The 2616-nt window shown below is 51.5% G+C and carries 2 rRNA genes; both read right to left on the reverse strand.

Annotation, left to right across the window (positions count from 1 at the left end):
* Positions 1 to 6: 6 nt before the first annotated feature.
* Positions 7 to 122, reverse strand: a 5S ribosomal RNA gene (gene rrf / locus PR834_RS20365).
* Positions 123 to 262: 140 nt separating this feature from the next.
* A 23S ribosomal RNA gene (locus tag PR834_RS20370) occupies positions 263 to 2616 on the reverse strand; the annotation flags it as partial.

The raw sequence follows: 2616 nt of genomic DNA on the forward strand, positions 1-2616 counted from the left end.
TTTAATGTCTGGCAGTTCCCTACTCTCACATGGGGAGACCCCACACTACCATCGGCGCTACGGCGTTTCACTGCTGAGTTCGGCATGGGGTCAGGTGGGACCACCGCGCTATTGCCGCCAGACAAATTCTGTTTCGTTCCCGTTTAGTTTTTTTCTTCACTAAACCAGAACCTCAATCTCAAACAAGCTGCGTGTCCTTCACCTTTCGGCTTCTCACTCTCTCGAAAACAACTCAATCTCTCTAAAACACCTTCGGTGTTGTCAGGTTAAGCCTCACGGTTCATTAGTATTGGTTAGCTCAACGTATCGCTACGCTTACACACCCAACCTATCAACGTCTTAGTCTTAAACGTTCCTTTAGGACTCTTAAAGAGTCAGGGAAGACTCATCTCAAGGCAAGTTTCCCGCTTAGATGCTTTCAGCGGTTATCTCTTCCGCACTTAGCTACCGGGCAATGCCATTGGCATGACAACCCGAACACCAGTGGTGCGTCCACTCCGGTCCTCTCGTACTAGGAGCAGCCCCTTTCAATCTTCCAACGCCCACGGCAGATAGGGACCGAACTGTCTCACGACGTTCTAAACCCAGCTCGCGTACCACTTTAAACGGCGAACAGCCGTACCCTTGGGACCTACTTCAGCCCCAGGATGTGATGAGCCGACATCGAGGTGCCAAACACCGCCGTCGATATGAACTCTTGGGCGGTATCAGCCTGTTATCCCCGGAGTACCTTTTATCCGTTGAGCGATGGCCCTTCCATTCAGAACCACCGGATCACTAAGACCTACTTTCGTACCTGCTCGAGCCGTCACTCTCGCAGTCAAGCTGGCTTATGCCTTTGCACTAACCGCATGATGTCCGACCATGCTTAGCCAACCTTCGTGCTCCTCCGTTACTCTTTGGGAGGAGACCGCCCCAGTCAAACTACCCACCAGACACTGTCCGCACCCCAGATAATGGGGCAACGTTAGAACATCAAACATTAAAGGGTGGTATTTCAAGGTTGGCTCCACGCAGACTGGCGTCCACGCTTCAAAGCCTCCCACCTATCCTACACATCAAGGCTCAATGTTCAGTGTCAAGCTATAGTAAAGGTTCACGGGGTCTTTCCGTCTTGCCGCGGGTACACTGCATCTTCACAGCGAGTTCAATTTCACTGAGTCTCGGGTGGAGACAGCCTGGCCATCATTACGCCATTCGTGCAGGTCGGAACTTACCCGACAAGGAATTTCGCTACCTTAGGACCGTTATAGTTACGGCCGCCGTTTACTGGGGCTTCGATCAAGAGCTTCTCCTTACGGATAACCCCATCAATTAACCTTCCAGCACCGGGCAGGCGTCACACCGTATACGTCCACTTTCGTGTTTGCACAGTGCTGTGTTTTTAATAAACAGTTGCAGCCAGCTGGTATCTGCGACTGGCTTCAGCTCCATGAGTAAATCACTTCACCTAATGCCAGCGTGCCTTCTCCCGAAGTTACGGCACCATTTTGCCTAGTTCCTTCACCCGAGTTCTCTCAAGCGCCTGAGTATTCTCTACCTGACCACCTGTGTCGGTTTGGGGTACGATTAATGATAATCTAGAGCTTAGAGGCTTTTCCTGGAAGCGGGGCATGAGCTACTTCATCACCGTAGTGACTCGTCATCGGACCTCAGCATATAGTGAACCGGATTTGCCTAATTCACCTGCCTACATCCTTAAACCGGGACAACCGTCGCCCGGATAGCCTAGCCTTCTCCGTCCCCCCATCGCAATTATCACCAGTACGGGAATATTAACCCGTTTCCCATCGACTACGCATTTCTGCCTCGCCTTAGGGGTCGACTCACCCTGCCCCGATTAACGTTGGACAGGAACCCTTGGTCTTCCGGCGTGCGGGTTTTTCACCCGCATTATCGTTACTTATGTCAGCATTCGCACTTCTGATACCTCCAGCATGCCTCACAGCACACCTTCACAGGCTTACAGAACGCTCCCCTACCCAACAATATTTACATATCGCTGCCGCAGCTTCGGTGCATAGTTTAGCCCCGTTACATCTTCCGCGCAGGCCGACTCGACCAGTGAGCTATTACGCTTTCTTTAAATGATGGCTGCTTCTAAGCCAACATCCTGGCTGTCTGAGCCTTCCCACTTCGTTTCCCACTTAACTATGACTTTGGGACCTTAGCTGGCGGTCTGGGTTGTTTCCCTCTTCACGACGAACGTTAGCACCCGCCGTGTGTCTCCCGTGATAACATTCTTCGGTATTCGTAGTTTGCATCGAGTTGGTAAGTCGGGATGACCCCCTAGTCGAAACAGTGCTCTACCCCCGAAGATGAGTTCACGAGGCGCTACCTAAATAGCTTTCGGGGAGAACCAGCTATCTCCCGGTTTGATTGGCCTTTCACCCCCAGCCACAAGTCATCCGCTAATTTTTCAACATTAGTCGGTTCGGTCCTCCAGTTAGTGTTACCCAACCTTCAACCTGCCCATGGCTAGATCACCGGGTTTCGGGTCTATACCCTGCAACTTATTCGCCCAGTTAAGACTCGGTTTCCCTACGGCTCCCCTATTCGGTTAACCTTGCTACAGAATATAAGTCGCTGACCCATTATACAAAAGGTACGCAGTCA

The sequence above is a fragment of the Providencia sp. PROV182 genome, from assembly GCF_028480325.1.
Lineage (GTDB): Bacteria > Pseudomonadota > Gammaproteobacteria > Enterobacterales > Enterobacteriaceae > Providencia > Providencia hangzhouensis.